The organism is Exiguobacterium sp. HSB13 (genome assembly GCF_056764755.1).
The window spans coordinates 116,434-133,198 of sequence record NZ_JBUZOM010000004.1; the positions used below are offsets into that span (position 1 = coordinate 116,434).

The 16,765-nt window shown below is 47.0% G+C and carries 15 protein-coding genes; 12 read left to right on the forward strand and 3 right to left on the reverse strand.

Going from position 1 to position 16,765, the window contains the following annotated elements; all coding sequences use genetic code 11:
- Positions 1-65 precede the first annotated feature (65 nt).
- The gene (locus ACZGCQ_RS15435; RefSeq protein WP_029340830.1) at positions 66-977 is read right to left on the reverse strand and encodes a hypothetical protein; all 912 of its coding nucleotides are present in this window, start codon (positions 975-977) and stop codon (positions 66-68) included.
- Between the two features lie 144 nt (positions 978-1,121).
- Here ACZGCQ_RS15435 and nfsA point away from each other — a divergent pair, with 144 nt between their 5' ends.
- The 5 genes from nfsA (at position 1,122) to ACZGCQ_RS15460 (ending at position 5,138) form a co-directional block, all read left to right on the forward strand.
- On the forward strand, positions 1,122-1,868 hold the full coding sequence (nfsA, locus tag ACZGCQ_RS15440) for an oxygen-insensitive NADPH nitroreductase (RefSeq protein WP_481266778.1): 747 nt from the start codon (positions 1,122-1,124) through the stop codon (positions 1,866-1,868).
- Positions 1,869-1,883: 15 nt separating this feature from the next.
- The gene (locus ACZGCQ_RS15445; RefSeq protein WP_481266779.1) at positions 1,884-3,125 is read left to right on the forward strand and encodes an LCP family protein; all 1,242 of its coding nucleotides are present in this window, start codon (positions 1,884-1,886) and stop codon (positions 3,123-3,125) included.
- Positions 3,126-3,279: 154 nt separating this feature from the next.
- A complete protein-coding gene (locus ACZGCQ_RS15450) occupies positions 3,280-3,990 on the forward strand; it encodes an NAD(P)H-binding protein (protein ID WP_023467211.1) in 711 nt (236 codons plus the stop codon).
- A 147-nt stretch (positions 3,991-4,137) separates the two neighbouring features.
- Positions 4,138-4,683, forward strand: coding sequence for a TlpA family protein disulfide reductase (locus ACZGCQ_RS15455; protein WP_029340834.1), 546 nt, complete (start codon positions 4,138-4,140; stop codon positions 4,681-4,683).
- A gap of 2 nt (positions 4,684-4,685) precedes the next feature.
- Positions 4,686-5,138, forward strand: a complete 453-nt coding sequence (locus tag ACZGCQ_RS15460) for a hypothetical protein (protein ID WP_481266780.1) — start codon at positions 4,686-4,688, stop codon at positions 5,136-5,138.
- 90 nt (positions 5,139-5,228) lie between these two features.
- On the opposite strand, the gene ACZGCQ_RS15465 is transcribed toward ACZGCQ_RS15460, so the two are convergent.
- Together ACZGCQ_RS15465 and nhaC are read right to left on the reverse strand one after the other, a co-directional pair.
- Entirely contained in the window at positions 5,229-5,438 is a 210-nt protein-coding gene (locus ACZGCQ_RS15465) for a DUF3006 domain-containing protein (protein WP_029340836.1), read from the reverse strand.
- Between the two features lie 258 nt (positions 5,439-5,696).
- Entirely contained in the window at positions 5,697-7,073 is a 1,377-nt protein-coding gene (gene nhaC, locus ACZGCQ_RS15470) for a Na+/H+ antiporter NhaC (RefSeq protein ID WP_481266781.1), read from the reverse strand.
- A gap of 507 nt (positions 7,074-7,580) precedes the next feature.
- Here nhaC and argC point away from each other — a divergent pair.
- From argC to argF, 7 genes are read left to right on the forward strand one after another with little or no spacing between them, the layout of a single operon-like run.
- Complete coding sequence (gene argC, locus ACZGCQ_RS15475) at positions 7,581-8,612, forward strand: N-acetyl-gamma-glutamyl-phosphate reductase (RefSeq protein WP_481266782.1); 1,032 nt, start codon at positions 7,581-7,583, stop codon at positions 8,610-8,612.
- 30 nt (positions 8,613-8,642) lie between these two features.
- Complete coding sequence (argJ, locus tag ACZGCQ_RS15480; RefSeq protein WP_481266783.1) at positions 8,643-9,860, forward strand: bifunctional glutamate N-acetyltransferase/amino-acid acetyltransferase ArgJ; 1,218 nt, start codon at positions 8,643-8,645, stop codon at positions 9,858-9,860.
- The gene (gene argB, locus ACZGCQ_RS15485) at positions 9,857-10,630 is read left to right on the forward strand and encodes an acetylglutamate kinase (RefSeq protein WP_481266784.1); all 774 of its coding nucleotides are present in this window, start codon (positions 9,857-9,859) and stop codon (positions 10,628-10,630) included. The genes argJ and argB overlap by 4 nt, the downstream gene beginning before the upstream one ends.
- Positions 10,596-11,741, forward strand: a complete 1,146-nt coding sequence (locus ACZGCQ_RS15490) for an acetylornithine transaminase (RefSeq protein WP_481266785.1) — start codon at positions 10,596-10,598, stop codon at positions 11,739-11,741. Before argB ends, ACZGCQ_RS15490 begins: the two co-directional genes overlap by 35 nt.
- Positions 11,738-12,796, forward strand: a complete 1,059-nt coding sequence (locus ACZGCQ_RS15495; RefSeq protein ID WP_481266786.1) for a carbamoyl phosphate synthase small subunit — start codon at positions 11,738-11,740, stop codon at positions 12,794-12,796. Before ACZGCQ_RS15490 ends, ACZGCQ_RS15495 begins: the two co-directional genes overlap by 4 nt.
- Positions 12,786-15,818, forward strand: a complete 3,033-nt coding sequence (gene carB, locus ACZGCQ_RS15500; protein WP_481266787.1) for a carbamoyl-phosphate synthase (glutamine-hydrolyzing) large subunit — start codon at positions 12,786-12,788, stop codon at positions 15,816-15,818. Before ACZGCQ_RS15495 ends, carB begins: the two co-directional genes overlap by 11 nt.
- A complete protein-coding gene (argF, locus tag ACZGCQ_RS15505) occupies positions 15,815-16,744 on the forward strand; it encodes an ornithine carbamoyltransferase (RefSeq protein ID WP_481266788.1) in 930 nt (309 codons plus the stop codon). Before carB ends, argF begins: the two co-directional genes overlap by 4 nt.
- The last annotated feature ends 21 nt before the right edge of the window (positions 16,745-16,765 follow it).

Here is a 16,765-nt window from a genome sequence, read left to right on the forward strand (position 1 = left end):
AAGTGACGAATCCATCGTCACTTGCCTTTTATTGTCTACTACGTGTGAACAAGAAGAATCTATTCTTAGAAATGAATTCGTTTTTTTCGACCAACGCGTGCCATTCGTTCGTGTTCTTGTTCGAGTCCAGCGCGTTCGAGGAGATCGAGGTAATAGCGAAACGGAGTCGAGCGATGCGAAAAATATGGGATATATTCTGTGAACAGCATTGTCTCCGCTCGTTCTAACGCGCGTAGGGAAATGAGGGCATGTAGCTCTGCGAAACGAATTTCTTGATAGGTGGATAAAGCGTCCGCATCAATCCGAACATGCGATTGTAGTTTTTTTGCATGCGCATTCAAGCAATGGATGTATGCTTCTTGATGTTCTGGTTTCTCGCAATGAGCAAGTACGGCAAGCAAAAGATCACTGCGCTCAGTATCGACGTCCATCGGAACCTTCAACGCTGTATAGAGGGCGCGTTCCATCCATTCGACACCATGACTATCATTTTTATAATAGCCGACTAATTCTTGAAAAAAATCGACTTGCGAGACTTTCAATAATCGAAACGGATCATTACTTAAAAATAAAGGTTCTTCCCCGGCAGCCGACGAAAGAAGAAAGAAAAATTCCTCAAAGGCAATCCGGGTTCCGTTTTTACGATGAGCATAATGGCGTAAATGCTTCAACAGACGTTTTGCGGTGATATACCAATTCTTTTGTTCGCGAAGCGGTACGATCGGATTCGGCTCAAGGTACTGGAGATCGTATGCTAATTGAATAAACCGTTCCGTCTGAGCAATCGTCTGTTCGACGGTCGGTTGTTCCTGTTCTTTTTGCAAATCCTTATACTTCATGAACTGTGTCAACATGGCGTCAAACTCTTTCTCTTCGATGACTTGTCTCGGGAGTTGACGATAGATTTCGACGATGATATCGCGAAGGGTCGTATCGCCATATTGTTCTAGTAAGAGTCGCAGTTTCCGTATTCTCATGATCGCCCTCCTTCGCAAGAAAAGCACAGTACAACACTATTCATTTCCCGCTTTTTTCATAAACCGAACCTCTTCATTTGCGCTTTTTAGTCAGAGACGACTATCTTAAATAAGAAGACTCATTACAGAAGGGGACGATTACACATGAATGAAACCATTGAACATTTACTCAACCACCGGTCAATCCGGAAATTCAAACAACATCAATTAGACGAAGAGACGATTGAAACACTCATAAAAGCCGCACAGGCTGCCTCGACATCTTCTTATCAGCAAGCTTATGCCATTATCGGTGTCGAAGACGAAGGATTGAAGCGACAATTAGTTGACGTTGCAAGTGGTCAACAATATGTGGCAGAAAACAGTTACTTCTTTGTCTTTTGTATGGATTACCACAAACATACGTTAGCGGCAGAGCTAGCAGGAGGCGACGTTAGCCGGACGATCGAGACGACAGAAGCGCTTGTTGTAGGGGCTGTCGATGCGGGACTCGCTGCTCAAAATTTAGTCGTAGCTGCCGAGTCGCTCGGCTACGGAACGGTCTACATCGGTTCACTACGAAATGATGCCCGTCGTGTCAGCGAACTCTTACAACTTCCAGATCACGTCGTACCATTATTTGGAGTCGCGGTCGGTCTTCCGGATCAACAACCGGGTAAAAAACCCCGCCTTCCGATGGATGCGGTCTTCCACCGGAATACGTATACTGATGACGATACGATGCGTGAGTTACTGACAGGATACGAAGAGTCAACGTCATCGTATTACGGAGAACGGACCGGTGGTCAACGGACAGAAGGGTGGGTCAAACAGATGGCTGCCTCGATGCACGAACCGAAACGGACGTATCTCCGCGAATTCTTGAAAGAGAAACAGATCGCAAAAGATTGATACGGAGGTATCTGAATGGCAGAACATCAACCACACCGCTCTCGCTTGGAGCGACGACGTATGCAGTTAGAAGAGCAAGCTAGACAAGAAGAAGAGCGGGCTAGGCGAGAAGAAGCTTTTTCGAAAGCATACGCGCCGGACGAATCATTTTCTCAAGAATCCTTTAAGAAGCAGCAAGAACCGGCTACGTATCATCGATATGTCGAAGAGCAACCGCGAGATCGAAAAAGTACATCGCGTCGTTCCGGGAGCGGCATGCTTAAACAGGTCGCACAGATGATCGGGGGTGCCGGATCACGGTTGTTTGCTAATCGGGATCGCTCGAGACTCTCGAGGAAGGCGGGGCGATCAGAGCAATCGGTACGGCAGACTCCTGACGTTTCTTCACAAGAAGCTCATCCTAAAAAAATCAAGAAAAAACGTCGTGTTAAACGAAAGCTTCTTGGACTATTTTTATTGTTGCTCATCGCATTCGTTCTTTTTGCCTCACAACCGTTCACGTTCTTGTTGATCGGAAGTGATGCACGACCTGGAGAATCGTTGCGAGGATCACGTTCGGACTCTCTGTCGGTCATGCAATTCGTTCCACTTTCTCGAACGATTCAGTTGACGTCGATTCCTCGAGACACGTATACACCGATTTCCTGTGAGAATGGAAAGAAGGATAAAATCACACATGCCTTTGCCTTCGGTGGAGAAGAATGTACGCAAGATGCTGTTTCGGGTCTACTCGATGAAGAAATCGATGGAAAAATTGTCATCTCCTTCGATAGTTTCATCGGATTAGTGGATCAAATCGGCGGAATTGACCTGGTCTCGACAGGAACGTTCTCCGAGCAGGATGCGAGTGGGAAAGCAAATCAGTATTCATTCCAAAAAGGGAAGGAATACCATATGGATGGTGCGATGGCACTTGCCTATTCGAGACATCGAAAAACGGATAATGACGGAGCGCGCGCGAATCGTCAGTCGGAAGTCATCCAAGCCGTCGCGACACATTTGATGAAGCCGACTGGATGGTCGAAAATTCCAGCAGCGCATACGTATATGAAAGAAGAGATGAACCTTGATTTAAGTGTCCGCGAGATGGCGACGGCAGGGTTATCGATTGCCTTGATGTCAGAACGAAAACATTATGAAATCGAAGCCGTCAGCCAACGACTGAACGGGATTTTCTATGATTTACCAAATGAGAAGGCATTGCAAGAATTACGTGATCAGCTTGATACGACGTTTTATGGCACATTGAAGAACTAAGGGGGAGGGGTTTCCTTCCGGTCATTGCGGGTATAAATTGATGTACGTTGCTCCTTTGGTGGATTGTTTTAGGTTATCTCTGAAATGATGATTTTGGACATGATATCATGACATTCCACGAAGGTGACTAACTTATCGAGGAGGGACCCCCCATATGAAAGTACTAGTCGTAGGTGCATCCGGTACGATTGGAGCGCGCGTCGTCAAATCGCTTGCCAAGGGTCATCAGGTCACGGTCATCGTTCGTCATGAACATCTGGTGGAACGATTCGAAAAACTCGGTGTCAAGGCGCATTACGTCGATATCGAAACAGAACTCGAAAAAGTCATTGAGCACGGAGTCGCAGGGCAGGATGCAGTCATTTGTGCGGCTACCGCAGGAGTAGACGGCGAAGCAACCGAAATAGAACTGCTGGATCGAACAGTCGCTTTGAAAACAATTGATGCAGCTAAAAAGGCACGCGTACGTCATTTCGTTCTACTGAGCGCTTATGGTGCAGATCGCCCCGAGCAATTCAAGAAAGATGTCTATCCGTTCTATGCTGCTAAGAATGCAGCAGAGGAGCAGATTGAACATAGTGGTTTGACGTATACGATCATTTGTCCGGTTGCCATCACAACAGGTGAAGGGCGTGGCTTGATTGAAGCCGATGAAGATTTGAAGGACACGAAGGACGCGACGATTTCGGAAACGGATGTCGCATCGATTCTCGTTGCTTCTGTCGATAATCGATCAGTATTCAATCGACGTCTAGAAGTCAAGGAAGGGAAGACCTCCTTGAATGAGGCCCTAGGGGGAGCGGAAGCTGTCGGTAGCGTTAAAGATAACCGTCAAGTCAAAAAACAATTACCACGTTTTAACTAACTGTTTGTCTCGTTAAAATGTGAATTCTCTAAAATGAAGCGAACTCTTTCTGCATATAAGGCGGAAGAGTTCGCTTTTTTGTTGATAAAAGTAGATAGTCGAAAAGAGGAAGTCTGCTACACTGAACAAAGAAGGAGGGGGTTAGATGTGAAAAAACCGTTGATCTATCTGATCCTAGCGATTGCTATTATCGGCATTGCCTATCAAAGTTATCAAACATATGATGCGAAACAAAAAAAAGTGGAGCAACAACAAAAACAAGTATCACAAGGTGGTCTTGAAGTAGGGATGAAAGCCCCGAATCTATCCTTACGTCAAGAAGGAAAAACCATCAATCTAGACGAAATCAATCATGATGTCTTTGTCATTAATTTTTGGGCAACATGGTGTCCGCCTTGTAAACAAGAGATTCCAGAACTAAATGCCTTTGCAAGACATACAGATGTACCGGTTTACGGGATCAATGTCACGACTTCAGAGCGACGTGTTTCGGATGTTGCTGATTTTCTGAAGAAAACACCTGTTGAATATCCTGTATTATATGATCGACAAGGAACATCAGAGGATGCCTATCGTCTCGTAGCAATGCCAGCTACTTATGTATTAGACCGCCAAGGGACGATTCTTGCAAAACACGTCGGTCCTGTGACGGAACAGATGTTAAAAGAGATGGTGAAACGAACAGGAGGATGACTATGGAACTCCTATGCGACAACTGCTCCTTTCAACAAACATTTCAACTCGGTCAACTGGATGGCTGGCCATCGTTTCCTGCTGTTTTGACGCAAGGGGTCGAAGCGTTCATGACAGGACTTCCGCTTTGGTTCGTACCGTCGATGCATGAACCTATCTTACAGCGGACATATGTAGACGACTGGAATCGTTTTCGATTAATCCAGCATTATCAGTTGCATCAAGAACAATTAGCAGATGAGTGGGTACCACATCAATTGGATTTATATCATTGTCCGACCTGTCACCGATTTTCGAATCGATTTTGGTGTGCTCTATTTTTGCAACTGGATGTCGTTCAACCACTTTATGAATGTCCGCATGATCAGACGATGTTAGAACGAATCGAAATATCCGACATTGATCAGTTTCCCTGTCCCTCCTGTCGCCATCACGCCTTATATGTTCGTAGATAAAACAAAAAGCCATTCGTTTCATGAAAGACTGATGAGAGAAGTTCCTTCTCTATAGTCAATGCATGACATCGAATGGCTTTTTATCGATCATCAACCCATTTGCCGAAACGAAAATGTTTGAAAGGAAGAGGGTGATGAATTACTAACATCTAGCGTATAAGTCGTGCCGTCAAAGATAATCATATCGCCTAATCGTGCTTCAGGTGGTAAATAACGTCGTGGAATGAAACTTGAACCATTTTCCCATAGTAGGACAGCATATTTGCCATCAAGTCGCTCCAGCGTACCACGTTTGATCATATTAACTCCTCCCACAATTACATCGAAGTCATTCCTCGGTCGACCAGGAATGTACTCTCTCTCTATCATTCTCTGTAATTTTTATTCTTATGTTTGGTATATTCCCAGTTCATTTCATCTTTACACATGATTCTTTAAAAAAACGCGATTCCAAGCCATTTTCGTCTTAAATCGGACGTATTTAACAGGAAATAAAGAAGATAGTGGTCAGAAAAAAGACCCGATATGACATTATCGGATCTTTAATATGAAATAGACTCAAGAAGCGAGAGATTGTTTTGTTTCGATTTTCGTTGGACGAAGAAATGCGAGTAAAAACGTAAATAATGGTGAAAGGAGTAAAAAGAATGCGAATGGAACGTATGCTGTTACTGGGACACCGAGTGTCGAAGCGAAGAACGCCCCAGAAACACCCCACGGAATAAGAGGATTGATAAGTGTTCCGCCATCCTCGAGTGAACGAGAGAGGAAACGTGGATCAATCTGACGCTCTTCAAATATTTTCTTAAATGCTTGACCCGGAAGCAAGATGGACAAGTATTGTTCCCCAGCCATCAAGTTTACGCCGATAGACGATAAGGCGACGGATGAAATGATGCTACCATCACGTTTTAGTTTAGAAACGGTCCGTTCAATGACCACGTCAATGACACCGATACCTCGCAAGACGCCACCGAAGGCAAGTGCGAGCATAACGAGCGAAACCGACCACATCATCGATTGCAATCCACCTTTACTAATGATGGATGTAACCGTCTCACTAGAAGATTCTAGTTTTAATCCGTTCTGAATGACGGTCATCCAGTTCGAGATATTCCAGTTTCCTTGTACAATGCCTGTTAATAACAATCCACTTAAAACACCAGCAACAAGTGTTGGGACGACCGGCATTTTACGTAATGCTAACACCATGACGAGCAACGGTGAAAGCAATGTCCAAGGTGACAAGTCAAATAAACGAGCTAACTCTTGTTGTGTCGTTTGAACAGCAGACGAATCGACATTTCCACTACTACGCCCGAAGATGAAGAATAAGATGAATGTGATCGTGATAGCGGGAATCGTCGTTCCCATCATGAAACGAATATGATCGAACACAGATACATTGACGATTCCTGGCGCAAAATTCGTCGTATCTGATAAAGGTGACATCTTATCTCCGAAACAGGCACCGCTGATGATGGCACCTGCTGCAAGTGCTGGATTGACGCCCAGTGCGATCGCGATGCCCATCAAGGCAACACCAACCGTACCAATCGTCGTAAAGGAGCTACCTGTAAAGGTCGAGACGACCATCGCAATCAGAAGAGCGCTCGGTGCGAACCAAGTCGCTGAAAGTGTAGATAAACCAAAATGGAGAAGGGTCGGCACTGCGCCACTCATCATCCAGACCGCAATCGTCATACCGACGAGCAACATGATCAGGATCGGTTTGATCGCTTCCCGAATACCTTGAATCATATGGTGTTCGACGTCCTCGAACTTAAAACCGCGGTAAACGGCATATCCTGAGACGAAAATAAGACTGGACAAGATGGCAAGATGCGGTTCGGCTTTAGCACCGAATAACGCGGACAATAAGATGATGATACTGATTCCTAGGATAGCTGCGGATTCACGGAATGACATGCGCATGCTTCTACCTCCTTATATAAATATGAAAGTATGTTGACTCTCTGTTACTAACACGCTTTTATGCACAAAAGCATTGAACAAACGTAATACTAACGAATATTCTGGATGGCGTCAACCATAAGAGTTTCTATGAAAAATATAAAAAATCAAAAATGTGACGATTTTTTGTCGTAAACGCTTTCTTTTTTAGTTCAAATCTTGCACAATAAGAAGTATCAAATGACATTTTTGTGAACGATGAGGAGGATACATATGTTTACATTGATTTTTGTAGTAGTCGTCGCGATTATGGGTGCAGGCGTATTTGGGATTGATCATCTCGTAGCGCAACGTGCGGAAAAGCGTTAAGTAGATGCATGTAAAAGAAGCGTTGAAGGGACTGTCTTATAAAAGACAATCGCTTCAACGCTTCTTTTTTTGTATGAAAACTAATAAAAATTCAATTGACAGTATAAATATACATATGTTTAAATCGGTATAACATTCTTTGAAGGGGAGCGTACAGATATGAAATGTACCATTATCGGAGCAACAGGATATACCGGAATTGAACTGATTCGCCTGCTAGAAGCACATCCTTCATTTGAGATCGTCTGTTTAATGAGTGACTCGATGGCAGGGGAATCCATGCATGATCTATTCCCATTCATGAATAAAAAAACATATTCCTCGTTATCTTCCTTTTCGGTCGAGCATTTGATGGAAACCGAGACAGACATGGTGTTCTTAGCGACACCGAGTGGGATTTCGAAGCATTACTTAGAACAACTTCAAAATTGGTCCGGTTATGTCATTGATTTGAGTGGCGATTTGAGACTTCCATCTGAAGCATATGCATCGTGGTATGACAAGGAACCAATTGATCTCCAGTTACAACAAAGAGCAACTTATGGATTACCAGAATGGAATCGTCAAGCTGTTGCATCGAGCAAATGGATTGCGAATCCGGGCTGTTACGCGACAGCAGTTTTGCTCGGACTGACACCATTCTTAAAAGAGAAAAAAATCGATCCATCTCAAATCATCATTCAAGCTTCTTCTGGTCTAACGGGGGCTGGCAAAACGTTAACGGCACAAACGCATCATGTCCATTCCAGCGAAAACGTTCGTTTGTATAAAGTGAATCAGCATCAGCACATTCCGGAAATTGAGCAGGCGCTTTTCGAATGGACTGGATCATCGGATCCGATTACGTTCTCGACCCAACTACTACCGATCAATCGAGGCATCATGGCGATTATGACGGTCCAGCCGTTGATCGATTTATCGGAAGCGGAGTGGCGATCCTGGTTGATTGACCAGTATGCAACGGAACCATTCGTCCGAATCCAACAGGCTGATCCGGAAATCAAGTCCGTCGTCGGGAGTAATCATTGTGATTTGACCGTCTATAAGGATGATCGGACAGGGCGCGTGACCATCGTTTCAGTCATCGATAACATGCAAAAAGGAGCTGCCGGACAAGCCGTTCAAAATGCCAACATTTTAGCAGGATTTGATGAAATGTCTGGTCTGACCCAACAACCGATCTATATTTAAATACTTTGAGATGAAAGAGGAGGAACGCCTGTGTGGCAAGTACAAATAGAGACCCCATTGACGATCACGACACCGAAGGGATTTCAAGCTTCAGGGGTACACGTCGGGCTAAAGCGAAAGCGGAAGGATCTTGGTTTGATTTGGTGTGAGAAAGGTGCAAGTGCCGCAGCTGTCTATACGACGAATCAGGTGCAAGCAGCACCGATCACTGTGACGAAGCAAGCGTTACAGGCGTCACAAGGACACATTCATGCAGTCCTCGTCAACAGCGGAAATGCGAATGCCTGCACAGGAGAACTTGGTCTATCACATGCGTATACATCCCAACAAGCGTTAGCGACCCACTTCGGGATTGCTCCAGAACAAGTCGCGATTGCTTCAACAGGAATCATCGGTCAACCGTTAGCCATTGATACGTTACTGGCAGGTATTCCACAGCTGATGCCTACAAATGACAAGGATGCCGCGAGTGATTTTGCCCATGCAATCCTGACGACCGATACCGGTACGAAATCAGCTGGTCAACAATACATGCAAGGGGATGTCCAAATTTCAGTATGTGGCGTGGCGAAAGGGTCAGGGATGATTCACCCGAACATGGCAACGATGCTTGGGTTCTTGACGACCGATGCAACGATTGAACCGGATGTCTTACAGACACTATTGCGCCGGACGATTCATCGGACGTTCAACTGCATTACCGTAGACGGTGACAGTTCGACGAATGACATGGTCATGATTTTAGCGAGCGGAGCTGCAGGAGGAGCAACGATCGTTGAAGGGACGGACGAAGCGTTAGCATTCGAACAGGCGATCGAAACGGTTTGCCAAGATTTAGCGAAACAGATTGCGCGGGACGGGGAAGGTGCGACGAAGTTGATCGAAGTGACGGTAGACGGAACACAAACTGATGAAGTAGCGCGGATGATCGCCAAACAAGTCGTCGGATCGTCTCTCGTCAAAACAGCAATCTTTGGGGAAGATGCGAACTGGGGACGAATCATCGCTGCAGTCGGGAGTATCAAGGAGCCGCTTGATGTATCAAACGTTGACATCAAAATTGGTTCGCAGTGGGTGTTGCAACAGAGCATGCCTGTCTTATTCGATGAAGCAGTTGCATCGCGGGAGTTGGCACAGCAGGACGTCCAAATTCATATCGATTTACATGACGGCACAGGACGAGGGCACGCCTATGGATGTGACCTGACGTACGATTACGTCAAAATCAATGCGAGTTACCGGACATGACGAAACGAAAAGTCATCAAACTAGGTGGTAGTGTGTGGGAGCAACTGGATACGCGGTATTTCGAGGAATGGAAAGCGTGGGTCGAAACCGGTAACGAATTATTGATTGTCCATGGGGGCGGTCCTCTTCTATCGAGTTACTGTGAGCAAGAAGGAATCAAACCCGTGTTTCGGAACGGTGTCCGTGTAACGACGGATGGTGTCTTACTCGGGGCGCGACGGATCTTAGCAGGGGAAGTCCAATCCGGTATCGTCCAGCAGTTGAATCAAGCGGGGATTCCTGCCGTCGGAATGAGCGGGTTAGACGGCGCAAGCGTCCATGGTAAAACGATCAAAGGACTCGGGGCAGTCGGTCAAATCACGCACATTCATCCACGATTGTTCACGGTGTTGAGTACGAATGGTTATGTGCCTGTCGTCACGTCCCTTGTCACAGGGGAGCAAGGTGTATTGAACAGTAATGGAGATGCGTGTGCGATTGCTGTCGCGAAGGCTTGGTCTGTCGACCGATTTGAATTGTTGACGGATGTCGAGGGTGTAAAAGTAAACGGTGACTATCAATCAGAAATCACGTCTGCAGCCATCGAAGCTGCGATAGCGTCGGGAGAAATCTACGGGGGAATGATTCCGAAGGTCGAAGCGATGATGCAAGCCACTCAGCATGGTATTCCAGAGGTCGTCATTCGGTCTGGGAAAAATGCATTAGCTACAGGGACACGAATCAAGGAGGAATTACATGAGTGCACTACTACCCACTTATCAACGTACTGATGTGGAATTGGTCAAAGGACAAGGGTCGATCGTAGAAGATGCGACAGGGAAGACGTATCTGGATTTCATCATGGGAATCGCTGTCTGCAACACAGGGCACCGTCATCCTTATATTCAGCAACGGTTAGAGGAACAGTTGAATCAAATTTGGCATACGTCGAATCTGTTTCAAATCGCGGTCCAAGAGCGGGTCGCCGAGCGACTGACGGAAGACAGTCATCTCAGCCATGCTTTCTTTTGTAACAGTGGTGCGGAAGCAAACGAGGCGGCGTACAAACTCGTTCGAAAATGGACAGGGAAAACGGAAGTCGTCACGTTTAAACAGTCCTTCCATGGACGAACGTTTGCGATGATGGGCGCAACAGGACAGGAGAAAATCAAAGCGGGATACGGGGAGATGGTGAATGGCTTCAAACATTTACCGTTTAACGAGATGGAGAGTCTATCAGCGATTACGGAGCAAACTGCTGCCGTATGGCTCGAAATCATTCAAGGAGAAGGTGGGGTCGTCGTCGCTGATGATGCGTGGCTTGAAGCGTTGATGAAGAAGGCGCAGCAATACGATGTCAAAATCATCGTCGATGAAGTGCAGACCGGCATTGGTCGGACGGGTTCTCGTTTTGCGTTTGAGCAGACACCACTCGTACCGGATATCATTACCCTCGCGAAAGGGCTTGGGAGTGGACTCGCGGTCGGCGCGCTACTTGCGACGGCAGAGGCAGCGGAGGTATTCACACCTGGAACGCATGGCTCGACCTTTGGTGGGAATCCACTCGCGATGACAGCTGCGGAAGCAACACTTGATCTCTTGTTAAGTGACACTGTCATGGCGGACGTTCAAGGAAAAGGCGAATATTTACGTCAACAACTAGAAAATAAATTACCCAAGTCAATCGTGAGTTCTATTCGTGGACGTGGCTTGATGATTGGTATCGAGTGTACGATGCCTGTTGCACCGCTGATTGACGCTTTACGTGAGAATGGTCTTCTCGTCGTCTCGGCTGGTCCTCATGTCATTCGCTTATTGCCATCGTTGTTCGTGACGGAACAGGAACTCATGCACGCCATCGAAAAAATACAACTCGTTTGTCAACAGGAGGTCATCGTATGAAACAATCCGGAAAACTAATGCTGGCGGACGGAACGACGTTTACCGGTTCGTGGCAAGGAACAGCTCCAGTCAAAGGCGAAGTCGTCTTTTTCACTGGAATGACAGGATATCAGGAAGTCTTGACGGATCCGTCTTATCAGGGTCAAATTCTTGTCTTCACATACCCGTTGATTGGTCAATACGGTATTCAAGCGGAGGCGTCAGAAAGCAACCAGATTCAAGTCGCTGGCGTCATCGTTCAAACATTAGCAGAGGACGGGGAAGGAACATCACTCGCGAGCTGGTTGAGCGAAGCGAATATTCCGATTTTGTCAGAAGTCGATACGCGTTCTCTTGTGCATCTATTACGAACGGAAGGCGACCAATTCGGAGACATGATGCAAGAGGATATGGCAGTCACTGAGTCAATCGACACAGCATACATCGCTTCCGTATCAACGACTTCAGACGTCGAATACGTACCGGAAGTCGAACAGGGTCACATCGTCTGTATCGATTACGGCGTAAAACAATCGATGATCGATGCTTTGCTTGAACGCCATATGCGTGTAACGGTCGTGTCATATGATACGACACCGGAACAGGTTCAAGCACTGGCCCCAGATGGTCTGCTGTTCTCCAATGGACCTGGTGATCCGACACAACTGGATCCATTTCTTTCAGGAATCCATGAATTGGCGACGAGCTATCCGACACTTGGTATTTGTATGGGGCACCAAGTCCTCGCTCATGCCTTTGGTTGTACCTTATTAAAACAACATCACGGGCACCGAGGGGCGAACCATCCCGTACGTCATCTAGCGTCCGGGCAAGTGTTCATGACGTCTCAGAATCATGGTTATGCTGTTGATGTAAAAAGTATCGAAGCGTCTGAAATGGAACTTGCGTACGAACACATCAATGATGGATCCGTTGAAGGATTGATTCATCCGGCTCTACCGATCATGACAGTCCAATTTCACCCAGAAGCGAGTCCAGGACCGACAGAGGCGATGGTCGTCTTCGATCAATTCGTAAATAGCGTATTACATCAGGAGGTAGCATATGTGGGATAAACAGAAAGTACTCGTCATCGGTTCGGGTCCGATCGTCATCGGGCAAGCAGCAGAATTTGATTATTCCGGCACACAAGCCTGTCAGGCGCTTCGAGAAGCGGGATGCGAGGTCATCTTAATGAATTCGAATCCGGCTACTATCATGACGGATCCGAGCACGGCAGATCATGTCTACATTGAGGCGATGACCCTTGAAAAAGCAACGGCCATCATCGAACAAGATCGACCATCCCATCTCCTAGCGACGGTCGGTGGACAAACGGCACTCAATCTTGCGATGTCACTCGAAGAAGCAGGCGTACTTGAGCAATACGGTGTCGAACTTTTAGGGACATCGCTTGAGACAATCCGAGACGGAGAAGATCGTGAACGATTCAAGCAAAAGATGATCGAACTTGCGCAACCGCTCCCGGAAAGTCAAACAATCGAGTCGTTAGCAAAACTTGAAGATTTCATGGCAGTACACGGGGTGCCACTCGTCATCCGACCAGCCTTTACGCTCGGGGGAACGGGCGGTGGAATCGCGGTGACGAAGGACGAGGCACGTCTGTTAGCGCAGAACGGCTTACAAGCGAGTCCGATTTCACAGTGTTTGGTTGAAGTGAGTATCGCTGGCTATAAAGAAGTCGAATACGAAGTCATGCGTGACAGCGCAGATACGACGATCATCGTCTGCAACATGGAAAACATTGATCCTGTCGGTGTCCATACTGGAGACTCTGTCGTCTTTGCACCGATTCAATCGATTTCAGATCGAATGAATCAGCAATTGCGGACGGAAGCGCGGAAAATCGTATCGCACCTCGGTGTCATCGGTGGATGTAACATTCAATTCGCGATCCATCCGACGGAAGAACGCTACTTCGTCATTGAAGTCAATCCGCGTGTCAGTCGTTCTTCGGCACTTGCTTCCAAGGCGACGGGATATCCGATCGCGAAATTAGCGACACGTCTTGCGCTCGGTGAGCGACTTGATGACTGCATCAATCCTGTCACGAAGGAGACGATGGCGAGTTTTGAACCGACGATGGATTATATCACGGCAAAAGTGCCTTGTTTCCCGTTCGATCTATTTACCGGCAGTAACCGGACGCTTGGAACGCAAATGAAGGCAACGGGTGAGAGCATGGCGATGGGGAAGACGCTAGAAGAAGCGTTACAAAAGGCGTGGCGTGGTGCAGGAGTCGAGCAAGCGCCTCTTTATCCGACATGGATGAGAACAGCGGAGGCTGACGTATTGTGGAAAGAAATAAAGGCGCCGACGGATCGTCGATTGCTTGCGATGCTCGCGCTACTGGATCGCAAGGAGACGACCGTCGAAGAACTCGTCGAACAGACGAAAGTACAAGCTTTATTCGTCAAAATACTCCAACGACTCGTCGATCAGCAACAAAAAATTGATGTATCGGATGAAAGTTCTCTGAAACAGACAAAAATGATGGGCTTCACGGACGAACAAATTGCCCTTCTGACAGGTGTTAGTGCTGTAGAGATTGAGCACTTACGTAAAGAAAAAGGCATCCTTCCTGTCTATCACATGATTGATACATGTGCGGGAGAGTTCAAGAGTGCGACGCCTTATTTCTACGGAAACTGGAGTGGTCAAACGGAAGTCACAGCATCGACGAAAAAGAAAGTTGCTGTCATCGGTGCGGGACCCATTCGAATCGGTCAAGGAATCGAATTTGATTATTGTTCCGTTCACGCGGTACGTGCATTGCAAGCATCCGGTTATGAAACGATCATGATCAACAATAACCCGGAAACCGTCTCGACCGACTTCGAAGTCGCAGATCGCCTGTATGTCGAGCCGTTGACACTTGAAGACGTCATGCATGTACTAGAAGCAGAGGATTGCCAAGATGTATTAGTTCAGTTCGGAGGACAAACGGGGATTGCGCTTGCGTCTGGTTTGGAGAACGCCGGTTATCATCTTCTCGGAACGACGGCAGATGTCATCGATCAAATGGAAGACCGTGAGCGGTTCTATCAATTTTTAGATGATATCGGTATCGATCGTATCCCAGGACAAGAAGTGGCGACACACGAACAAATGGTAGAAGTTGCAACAACGATCGGTTATCCGGTCATGATTCGTCCTTCCTATGTCATCGGTGGAAAGGGAATGCATATCATCCACGATCAAGAGCAATTAGAGACGATCGTGTCCGAATTATCATTCCCTGTCCTCGTGGATGCCTACCTCCAAGGAAAGGAAATCGAAGTCGACTGTATTACGGACGGAACAACGACGTACGTTCCGATTTTGATGGAGCAATTGGAACGGGCAGGAGTTCACTCTGGAGATTCGACGATGATTCTGCCACCTGTATCGCTCAGCGATACCGTTCAGAGCGAAATCGAGCGAATGGCACAGATGATCGGACAACGAATGGATTATAAAGGAGCGTACAATATCCAATTCGTCTTGCATGACGATCAAGTCTACGTGCTAGAAATCAATCCACGTGCCTCCCGCACGTTACCAATCGTCGCCAAAGTAACAGGTCAACCGATCTTGCAGTGGGCAGTCCAAGCAGCGGTCGGTCAAGCGGTCGCACTACCAACGGAACAGACGAAACTTGATTTCCATGCCGTCAAGACCCCTGTTTTTTCAACGTTGAAACTACAAGGCGTCGATCCGAAAACAGGTCCCGTCATGCGTTCGACAGGTGAAACGCTGCAATGGACGACAGACGGACTGGCGCTGGAACGTTTCATTTTCGACGAGACGACAAAACGACATTTGACGACGAGAGACATCATCGTTGCTGGAGCAGATACAGAGGCTTTCGGAACGGGTGTAGCGTTAGATGAAACGATTGACTGGGGACAATGTGCGATTTTCTATTCGCACGTGACAGAAGAAAAAGCGAGTCGCGAAGCAGCGCTTGCTGCCGGGGTACAAGTCCTGACAGAACCTGAACTAGCGCATTATCATCTACAAGCGACAGAAAAGTCCCCTTATGCTGTGAAGCCACTTCATACATGGACAGAGCCGATCAAGGAGGAAGTAAAATGAAGACGGTACAACAACTAAAACATTTCTTGACGATGGCGGAACTGACGCCGGAAGCATTGACGGAGCTATTGGCACTCGCAAAAGATATCAAACATCAACCAAGCGTCTATCAAAACGCATTAAGTCATAAAAAAATTGCTTTATTGTTTGAAAAGGCATCGACGCGGACACGTCTATCATTTGAGGTGGGTGTCGTCGAGCTCGGTGGGCATCCGATCGTACTGAGTGGAGCAGATATGCAAATCGGGCGGGGAGAGCCGCTATCAGATACGATTCAAGTCATGAGTCGTTACGTCGATGCCCTCATGATCCGGACATTTGGTCATGAGATCGTCGACACGCTTGCGGCACACGGTACGATTCCAATCATTAACGGACTGACGGATCTACACCATCCGTGCCAAGTCCTTGCTGACTTACTAACGATCGAAGAGACATTTGGAACACGGTCTGGTAAGATTTTGACATATATCGGGGACGGAAATAATATGGCGCATTCGCTGATGATTGGTGGAGCGCTCAGTGGAATGGAAGTCCGCATCTGTGCGCCGGCGGCGTATGCTCCTAATCCACAAGTCGTTCATGAAGCACAAATCATCGCCAAGGAAACGGGTGGAAACATCATCGTCATGACGGATCCCGAGGAAGCGGCGCGTGGTGCGGACGTCGTGTATACGGATGTCTTCGCAAGTATGGGACAAGAAGAAGAGGCGACGATGCGTCTGCAAGCATTTGAAGGATATCAGGTCAATGCCGATATCATGAATCAAGCAAATGATAAAGCCATTTTCTTGCATTGCCTTCCGGCGCATCGGGGAGAGGAAGTCACGGCAGACGTCATCGACGGCAAGCAATCTGTCATCTTCGATCAAGCCGAGAATCGCCTCCACGCACAAAAAGCGTTGCTCGTCACATTACTTGGATAATCATAAAGACTCAGTCGTCTC

Excerpts from the sequence above, each read along its gene's own strand:
- argF (WP_481266788.1), top strand. The coding sequence starts at position 15,815 with ATGAAGACGGTACAACAACTAAAACATTTCTTGACGATGGCGGAACTG.
- ACZGCQ_RS15460 (WP_481266780.1), top strand. The coding sequence starts at position 4,686 with ATGGAACTCCTATGCGACAACTGCTCCTTTCAACAAACATTTCAACTC.
- ACZGCQ_RS15435 (WP_029340830.1), bottom strand. The coding sequence starts at position 977 with ATGAGAATACGGAAACTGCGACTCTTACTAGAACAATATGGCGATACG.
- ACZGCQ_RS15445 (WP_481266779.1), top strand. The coding sequence starts at position 1,884 with ATGGCAGAACATCAACCACACCGCTCTCGCTTGGAGCGACGACGTATG.
- argB (WP_481266784.1), top strand. The coding sequence starts at position 9,857 with ATGACGAAACGAAAAGTCATCAAACTAGGTGGTAGTGTGTGGGAGCAA.
- nfsA (WP_481266778.1), top strand. The coding sequence starts at position 1,122 with ATGAATGAAACCATTGAACATTTACTCAACCACCGGTCAATCCGGAAA.
- nhaC (WP_481266781.1), bottom strand. The coding sequence starts at position 7,073 with ATGCGCATGTCATTCCGTGAATCCGCAGCTATCCTAGGAATCAGTATC.
- ACZGCQ_RS15450 (WP_023467211.1), top strand. The coding sequence starts at position 3,280 with ATGAAAGTACTAGTCGTAGGTGCATCCGGTACGATTGGAGCGCGCGTC.
- ACZGCQ_RS15490 (WP_481266785.1), top strand. The coding sequence starts at position 10,596 with ATGAGTGCACTACTACCCACTTATCAACGTACTGATGTGGAATTGGTC.
- carB (WP_481266787.1), top strand. The coding sequence starts at position 12,786 with ATGTGGGATAAACAGAAAGTACTCGTCATCGGTTCGGGTCCGATCGTC.
- argC (WP_481266782.1), top strand. The coding sequence starts at position 7,581 with ATGAAATGTACCATTATCGGAGCAACAGGATATACCGGAATTGAACTG.
- ACZGCQ_RS15465 (WP_029340836.1), bottom strand. The coding sequence starts at position 5,438 with ATGATCAAACGTGGTACGCTGGAGCGACTTGATGGCAAATATGCTGTC.
- ACZGCQ_RS15495 (WP_481266786.1), top strand. The coding sequence starts at position 11,738 with ATGAAACAATCCGGAAAACTAATGCTGGCGGACGGAACGACGTTTACC.